Raw genomic sequence first — 6,422 nt, 5'->3', positions numbered from 1 at the left:
CTCACAACAGGTTGACACAGGAAGTCTCATGCGGGGTGTCCCATTCACGTGATAGCGGACGAATTCCCCCCGTGCCCCTCTGACGCCGATTTGGCCAAGGATTCAAAAGCCAAACTGAAAGGGAGCCTCCCGGTGCGTACCGGAAAGAGGAGTCTAGGGTGCGGTCGCCGAAAGCGCAACAAACATAGTGGCTTCGGTAGCAGTCTCACATCGGTTTATCTTATTGATCCCGTTGGTAGTCGGGAAAAAATGGTGCCCAGAAGAGGACTCGAACCTCCACTCCTTGCGGAACACGGACCTGAACCGTGCGCGTCTACCAATTCCGCCATCTGGGCTGGTGCGGGCTCAATAAGCGGGCAAGCGATTGCTGTCAACGCGCTTTTTTCGAAGGCCGCCACTCGCCGGCTCAGTTTCGGGCGCTGGCGCCGCCCCTCACCTGCCTGTCGGCATCCTCTCCCCGTATAGTGACGGGGCGAGGGGCGCTCTTATCAGCGATTTCGTCAATCGCCGGCGCTGCAAAAAGGGCGCCAGCGTCCCTTCTACGGGGAGAAATGCCCGGCAGGGCAATGAGGGCGGCGCCAACGTTCAGAATTGCGGGAATGGCTGACCCTCAGCCTTCCAGCACTTCCTTCGACGCCACGGTCGAATCGGCATTGAGCTGGTAGATCACAGGCACGCCGGTGCCGAGCTCCAGCTTGACGATCTCCTCGCCCGACTTGCCGTCCAGCGCCATGATCAGCGCGCGCAGCGAATTGCCGTGGGCGGCGACCAGCACGGTGCCGCCGCGCAGCACGTGCGGCTGCAGATCGTGCAGGTAGTAGGGCCAGACGCGGGCGCCGGTGTCCTTCAGGCTTTCGCCGGCGGGCGGCGGCACGTCGTAGGAGCGGCGCCAGACATGCACTTGCTCCTCGCCCCATTTCTGGCGCGCGTCGTCCTTGTTGAGGCCGGAGAGGTCGCCATAGTCGCGCTCGTTCAGCGCCTGATCGCGAATGGTCTTCAGGTCGCTCTGCCCGACGGCGTCGAGAATGTGCTGGCAGGTCTTCTGCGCCCGGACCAGCGCCGAGGTGAAGGCGATGTCGAACTTCAGGCCGCGCGCCTTGAGCTTTTGCCCGGCGGCCTTGGCCTCGGCGTGGCCCTGTTCGGTCAGGTCGACGTCGCGCCAACCGGTGAACAGATTCTTCAGGTTCCATTCGCTCTGGCCATGGCGCACGAGCACGAGGGTTCTCGACATTTTTGCTCCCTTCGAGAGCAATTCCAGAAAAGTGTGAAGCGGTTTTCCGTCCGGAATTGCGTTAAAACAGGTTTGTGGGGTTCGACGTTCTCAGCTGAGCCCGAGCACGTCCCGCATCGAATAGAGTCCCGGCTTCTTGTCCCGCGCCCACAGCGCGGCCTTGACGGCGCCACGGGCGAAGATGGCGCGGTCCTCGGCATGGTGGGACAGAGTGATGCGCTCGCCGGTGCCGGCCAGGATCACGCTGTGGTCGCCGACCACCGAGCCGCCGCGCAGCGTGGCGAAGCCGATCGAGCCGGTTTGTCGCACACCCGTGTGGCCGTCGCGTGAACGCACGTCATTGCCGGCCAGTGCGATGCCGCGCCCGGCGGCGGCAGCTTCGCCGAGCAGAAGCGCCGTGCCCGAAGGCGCGTCGACCTTGTGCCTGTGATGCATTTCGAGGATCTCGATGTCGAAATCATCGGCATCAAGCGCACGCGCCGCCTGCTCGACCAGCACCGCCAGCAGATTGACGCCGAGGCTCATATTGCCCGACTTGACGATGGTCGCGTGGCGCGCGGCAGCAGCGATTTTCGCATTGTCGTCGGCCGAACAGCCGGTCGTGCCGATGACATGGACGATGCGCGCCTGCGCCGCGTAGCCGGCGAATTCGACTGATGAGGCCGGGGTGGTGAAATCGAGCACGCCATCGGCCCTGGCGAAAACCGGCAGCGGATCGCCGCCGATCGGAACGTCGATGCGGCCGACGCCGGCCAGTTCGCCGGCGTCCTTGCCCAGGTGAGGCGAATCCGCACGCTCGACCGCGCCGATGACGCGGGCGCCCGGCATGGCGTGGATGGCGCGGATCAGCGTCTGGCCCATCCGGCCGGCCGCGCCCACCACCACAAGGCCCATGTCGCTGTCCGGCTTGCCTGATGTTGCCGATGTTTCGCTCATGCCGTGCTCCCGGCGATGTTCTGGGTCTCTAATTCCTGAACCGAAGTCTCGGCCGGTGCGCTGTCGTCGACAAGCCCCAGGCCCTTGACGCCCTGTATCCGGTGGAAACGGGCATAGACGCTGTGCGGGTCGGCCATCAGCGAGGCGTGCGTACCCTCTTCGACCAGATGGCCCTGTTCCAGCACGATGATGTGGTCGGCATTGACCACGGTCGACAGGCGGTGCGCGATGACGATGGTGGTGCGCCCTTCCATGACCTTGGTGAGCGCCTGCTGGACCCGGGCTTCGGCCTCGTTGTCGAGCGCCGAGGTCGCCTCGTCGAGCAGCAGGATCGGCGCCTGGCGCACGATGGCGCGGGCGATCGATACGCGCTGGCGCTGGCCGCCGGAAAGCGTGGCGCCATTCTCGCCGACCGGCGTGTCATAGCCTTGCGGTTGCTGGCGGATGAATTCGTCGGCCGCGGCCAGTCGCGCGGCCTGTTCGATCTCGGCATCGGTGGCCGAGGGGCGGCCATAGCGGATGTTGTCGCGGATGGTGCCTTCGAACAAATAGGGGGCCTGCGAGACATAGGCGATCGAGCCGCGCAGCGACTGTTTGGTGACCTTCGAGATATCCTGGCCGTCGATCGTGATCGTGCCGCTCTCGACGTCATAGAAGCGCTGCAGCAGCGCAACCAGCGTCGTCTTGCCGGCGCCGGATGCGCCGATGACGGCGGTCATCTTACCGGCGGCGGCGACAAAGCTCAGACCCTGCAGGACCGGCGCCTCCTCGACATATCGGAAGGATACGTTGTCGAAGCGCACTTCGCCGGTGGTGAAATGCGCCTGCGTGGCATCCGGGGCGTCGCCCTGCTTCGGCTCGAGGTCGAGCAGTTCGTAGATCATGCGTGCATTGACCAGCGCCCGCTCCATGCCGACCTGCATGCGCGCCAGGCGCCGCGCCGGGTCATAGGCCAGGATCAGCGCGGTGATGAAGGAAAAGACCGCGCCCGGCGGCTGCCCGAGAACGAGCGCCCGGTAACCGGAATAGGCGATGACGGAGGTGACGGCGAGGCCGGCCAGCATATCGGAAATCGGCGCCAGCCGTTCGGAGACGCGGGCAATCTTGTTGGAGCGCTGTTCGGCGTCGCTGGCGAGCTTGCCGATGCGCCCCGACAACTCGTCCTCCATGGTGAAGGCCTTGACGATGGCGATGCCTTGCGTGGCTTCCTGCACGGCGCCGATCAACCGCGAATTGATCAGCACGGATTCGCGGGTTATGCGCCGCACGCGACGGGTGAGGTAGACGACGGCCCAGATCAGCGGCGGCCCGATCAGCAGCGAACTGAGCGACAGGACCGGATCCTGGTAGACCATGACGCCGAGAAGGCCGATCAGCGTCACAGCGTCACGGGTGATCGAGGTCAGCGTCAACGACAGCAGGTCGCGGATGCCGCCGACGTTTTCGTTGACCTGCGCCGCCAGCCGGCCCGAACGCGTGTCGTTGAAGAAGCCGACGCCAAGCTTCATCAGGTGATCGAAGATGCGCTTCTGGTAGCGCGCCACCAGATTGTTGCCGATCTTGGCCAGCGCCACCGCCTGGCCGTAACCGGCGAAGCCACGCAGCAGGAAGGCCGCCATGAAGCCGGCGCAGATCCACACGATCGCATCGCCACGCCGTTCGTAGAAGATCTGGTTGACCATCGGGGCCATGATCCAGGCCGTGAAGGCGGTGGTGCCCGAAACGATCAGCGAGCAGGTGATGACCATCACATAGGTCCAGCGATAGTCATGGCTGTTCTCAGCGAGAATGCGGCGCAGCACCGCTGTGACCTCGCCGGGCCGGGCTTTCAGCTTGTTTGGAGTTTGAAGTGTCAAATCAGAGGGCTTTGTCGGTTTCCGCTTCCCGTGGCCGGGCAATTCGGCACCCCTATTAACGCCAAGCGGCCGGCTTGCCTATGCCTTGGGATGACTAACTTCGTCGCGCCATCGCCGGCCCGCCGTCTGGACGCCGAACAGCGAGGGGTTCCTGGCATAGGCGGCAAGGCCGAGAAGGGCGGCCAGCGGGTGGGTGATGACGTAGACCGGCATGGTGCGCATCAGCGCGCTGTGCGGCGCCTTGTCCTCGAAGGCGGCGCGGAAATTGCCTTCCTTAAGCGCCGGCACGATTTTTTGGGCAATGCCGCCGGTTAGGAAGACGCCGCCGCGGCTCATGAACACCAATGCGAGGTCACCCGCCGTGCGCCCAAGACAGGTGACGAAAGTCTCCAGCGCTTCCTGCGCTACCGGATCGGTCTTGGCCAGCGCCGCACCGGTGACCTCGGCCGGCGTGGTTAAGGGCGACGGCTTGCCGTCCGCCTTGGCCACCGCCCGGTAGACGTTGACGAGGCCGCGTCCGCACAGGATCTGTTCGCCCGAGATGCGGCCCTCGAGCTTCTCGATATGCGGGAACACTTCGAAATCGCGCGGCGTGCGCGGCCCGATGTCCATATGGCCGCCTTCGCCGGGCACCGGTATCCAGTGATGCAGCGCGTGGACCAGCCCGGCGACGCCGAGACCGGTTCCCGGACCGAGCACCACGCGTCCGGCATTGGGCTCCGGCGTGCCGCCCCCGATCTTTTCCATATGCTCTTCGCCCAGCGCCACGACGGCCAGCGCCTGCGCCTCGAAATCGTTGAGCACGACGATGTCGCTCAAACCCAGATTGGCGAACATCTGCCTCGGCTTGACCACCCAGGGACAGTTGGTGAGCTCGATCTCGTCGCCATCGACCGGACCGGCCACCGCCAGCACCGCCGAATTGGGGCGGACCGAGGAACGGTCGAGCACGGCCGCCTGGATCGCCTCGTCGATGGTGTTGTAATTGGCGGTCTGCACGATGGTCGGCTCGCCGGCCTCGGAATTGGCGTCGAGCACGATCGAAAAGCGCGCATTGGTGCCGCCAATATCGCCGATCAGGATCGGAAACCGCAGCAAAGTCTCGTCATCGCCTGTGCTTGGCATGTTCTCGTCCGTTCCGGCGCCCCGACGGCGTCTCGCCGTTCTTCCGTTGACTAGCGCATGAGTTTGAAAAGGGAAACGGTTTTCGAACCCCGCGGCGCGCAGGGAGAGGTTCTGCGACCAAACGGCCACTCATTGATCAAAACGGGCAGCTAAACCGATTGAGCCTGCGGATGGCGCGCGCCAATCATTTCGCGGGCGGCCGTGGGCGCGGCACCGGCACGCCGACCTCCGGCGTCGCCGTGAAAGCGCTCGCCGCGCTTGGCAGGCCGGCCGTGCTGCTTGCCGTGGTGGCGGGCAGCGACGGCGCTTCGGGTTCCGGCCCTGCCACCGCGACCGGTTCGGCGCCGCCGTGATAGGTCGCAACCTCGGCCGAGGCAGGGCCCGGCGCGTCGAGCACTGCGCGGCATTCCTTGGGCAGGCTGGCCATTGTCATCAGGTCACGCGCCTTCGGCGCATCCGGGTTCGTGTTGGGCCGCCACGGCTCCTGCGTGAACCACCATGACAGCGGCTTGCCGCAGCCGTCATCATCCGGCGTGGCCTCTTGCGCCTTGCAGGTGGGCGAGCCCGGCTGGCAGCCGATGCGCATGTGGAAATGATAGTCGTGGCCCCAGAAAGGCCTGATCTTGCGTAGCCAGGAGCGGTCACCCTTGACGGTATCGCAGAGCTTTTTCTTGATGCCCGGATTGACCAGGATGCGCTCGACCTGCGGGTAGCTCGCCGCGCGCTTCAGCAACGCCGTATGCTGCGGCGTCCACAACGCGTCCTTCACCAGATGAGTCTTCTCGTCGACCATCAAAGTAGCGCTCATCGATTCGCGCTGAGCCATCGATAGCGGGCGGTCGGGCATCGGCGTCAGCCAGATGTCGGCGTCGAGCCCGATCTGGTGAGAGGCATGGCCTGATGTCATCGGGCCGCCGCGCGGCTGCGCGATGTCGCCGATCAGCAGGCCCGGCCAGCCATCGGCGACGGCATCGCGCGACAGTTTCTCGATCAGCGCGATCATCGCCGGATGACCCCAGCGGCGGTTGCGCGATGGTCGCATCACCTGCCAGGTCGGGCCGTCCATGGGGATGGCGACGCCGCCGGCAAAGCAGCCCTTGGAATAGAAGCCGAAGGATTGCGGATCGGTGGCGGTCGGCAGCTTCTCGGCGCCGAACAGGTCTTTCGCCCGTTCCTCGGCCGCTGCCGGCTGCGCCGCGAGGCCCGCCAGGACCAGCACCACCGCCAACACCGCATTTCTGGCGCCGAGCGATCGCGTCGACGATTTCATGAAT

5 protein-coding genes and 1 tRNA gene are annotated in these 6,422 nt (G+C 65.3%); all 6 read right to left on the bottom strand.

Going from position 1 to position 6,422, the window contains the following annotated elements; genetic code table 11:
* Positions 1–250: 250 nt before the first annotated feature.
* Positions 251–335: transfer RNA gene (locus C7I87_RS33905), tRNA-Leu, on the bottom strand.
* A 275-nt stretch (positions 336–610) separates the two neighbouring features.
* Positions 611–1,231 (bottom strand): 2,3-bisphosphoglycerate-dependent phosphoglycerate mutase, encoded by a 621-nt coding sequence (locus C7I87_RS33895; RefSeq protein ID WP_149908284.1) that lies wholly within the window; start codon positions 1,229–1,231, stop codon positions 611–613.
* Positions 1,232–1,321: 90 nt separating this feature from the next.
* Positions 1,322–2,167 (bottom strand): 4-hydroxy-tetrahydrodipicolinate reductase, encoded by an 846-nt coding sequence (gene dapB, locus C7I87_RS33890; RefSeq protein ID WP_149908283.1) that lies wholly within the window; start codon positions 2,165–2,167, stop codon positions 1,322–1,324.
* Positions 2,164–4,023, bottom strand: coding sequence for an ABC transporter ATP-binding protein (locus tag C7I87_RS33885; protein ID WP_149908282.1), 1,860 nt, complete (start codon positions 4,021–4,023; stop codon positions 2,164–2,166). The genes dapB and C7I87_RS33885 overlap by 4 nt, the downstream gene beginning before the upstream one ends.
* A 78-nt stretch (positions 4,024–4,101) precedes the next feature.
* Complete coding sequence (locus tag C7I87_RS33880) at positions 4,102–5,148, bottom strand: glucokinase (protein WP_149908281.1); 1,047 nt, start codon at positions 5,146–5,148, stop codon at positions 4,102–4,104.
* Between the two features lie 184 nt (positions 5,149–5,332).
* Positions 5,333–6,418 (bottom strand): penicillin-insensitive murein endopeptidase, encoded by a 1,086-nt coding sequence (mepA, locus tag C7I87_RS33875; RefSeq protein WP_149908280.1) that lies wholly within the window; start codon positions 6,416–6,418, stop codon positions 5,333–5,335.
* Between the last annotated feature and the right edge of the window lie 4 nt (positions 6,419–6,422).

It is taken from the genome of Mesorhizobium sp. SARCC-RB16n (genome assembly GCF_008520305.1).
GTDB lineage: Bacteria > Pseudomonadota > Alphaproteobacteria > Rhizobiales > Rhizobiaceae > Mesorhizobium.
This window is presented reverse-complemented; position numbering and strand designations above follow the sequence as displayed.

Coding starts and splice junctions, on each gene's coding strand:
- dapB (WP_149908283.1), bottom strand. CDS start 2,167: ATGAGCGAAACATCGGCAACATCAGGCAAGCCGGACAGCGACATGGGC.
- C7I87_RS33880 (WP_149908281.1), bottom strand. CDS start 5,148: ATGCCAAGCACAGGCGATGACGAGACTTTGCTGCGGTTTCCGATCCTG.
- mepA (WP_149908280.1), bottom strand. CDS start 6,418: ATGAAATCGTCGACGCGATCGCTCGGCGCCAGAAATGCGGTGTTGGCG.
- C7I87_RS33895 (WP_149908284.1), bottom strand. CDS start 1,231: ATGTCGAGAACCCTCGTGCTCGTGCGCCATGGCCAGAGCGAATGGAAC.